This is a genomic window from Synechococcus sp. R55.7, assembly GCF_047461955.1.
Taxonomy (GTDB): Bacteria; Cyanobacteriota; Cyanobacteriia; order Thermostichales; family Thermostichaceae; genus Thermostichus.
The window spans coordinates 1-931 of sequence record NZ_JANSIC010000406.1; the positions used below are offsets into that span (position 1 = coordinate 1).

Sequence of the window (931 nt, forward strand, 5' to 3'; positions counted from 1 at the left end):
CTTGGGCCACCCAAAACAAAAACCCCTCTCTCTTTAATAAAGAGGGGCCGGGGGTGAGGACGGAAATTCAAGCTCGATCAGTAAAGGGCTTCTTCTTGGTGGGTGATGATGGTGCAGTCGGAGGTAGGGTAAGCCACACAGGTCAGCACATAGCCCTGCTCGATCTGATCATCGTCCAGGAAGGACTGATCGCTTTGATCCACTGTGCCGCTCACCAGCTTGCCGGCACAGGTCGAACAGGCACCGGCGCGGCAGGAATAGGGCAGCTCGATCCCTTGCTCTTCCGCCACGTCCAAAATGTACTCATCGTCCGGCACATCGATGGTGACGTTCAAGCCTTGCTCCTCGTTGATCAGAGTGACCTTATAGGTAGCCATCCTGGTTGGGTCTCCAGAAAAAACATCCACTCCTCATCCTGCCACCCTTCTGCCCCAGATCAAGCACCCTTTTGTGAGGAAATAGGCAAATCTTCCGGTTTTTTGCAGGTGGATCCGGGAAAGCTTGCCGGGTAAGGGTTCTGGCTGCTCAAGAGGGCTGTTAGCCCGCAGCGTCTGCATGAAGGGTGAACCTCGGCTCCGATGGCAGAACTGCCGCAGATCCCACCGGTCATTCTTCCGCAATCCTCTCTGTTCAACTTGGACTTGGCAGGGATCCCTGTAGCTCCTGGGTTGCACCTGGAAAAAAAATGGCAAGACTTGCCAAGTTGGGCGGATCTGACTGTATGATTTACGGAGTAACCAGAGCAACCGCTGACACAGGCGTGTGTGCGTCTCCCATCCGAGTATCAAGCCCTTAGCCTTCTCAGTTGCTTCGGGTTGGTTGATCGGGTAAGTTAAGGGAAGTGTTCAGCCGAACCCTACTTTTTTGGTTAAGAGGAGAAAAATGAACGGAAAAACGCATAAGTGGCTGTTGAAGTCACTTGGTTCTCTAA

At 53.2% G+C, this 931-nt stretch carries 2 protein-coding genes; one reads left to right on the top strand and one right to left on the bottom strand.

The features are described 5' to 3' along the window. Window positions 1-77: 77 nt before the first annotated feature. Window positions 78-377 carry a ferredoxin gene (locus NW820_RS12795; RefSeq protein WP_011433206.1) on the bottom strand — a complete coding sequence of 100 codons (300 nt, stop codon included), beginning with the start codon at window positions 375-377 and terminating at the stop codon, window positions 78-80. A gap of 201 nt (window positions 378-578) precedes the next feature. On the opposite strand from NW820_RS12795, the gene NW820_RS12800 reads away from it, so the two are divergent. Then, window positions 579-725 (top strand): hypothetical protein, encoded by a 147-nt coding sequence (locus NW820_RS12800; RefSeq protein ID WP_011430273.1) that lies wholly within the window; start codon window positions 579-581, stop codon window positions 723-725. Window positions 726-931: the final 206 nt, after the last annotated feature.

Coding starts and splice junctions, on each gene's coding strand:
- NW820_RS12795 (WP_011433206.1), bottom strand. CDS start 377: ATGGCTACCTATAAGGTCACTCTGATCAACGAGGAGCAAGGCTTGAAC.
- NW820_RS12800 (WP_011430273.1), top strand. CDS start 579: ATGGCAGAACTGCCGCAGATCCCACCGGTCATTCTTCCGCAATCCTCT.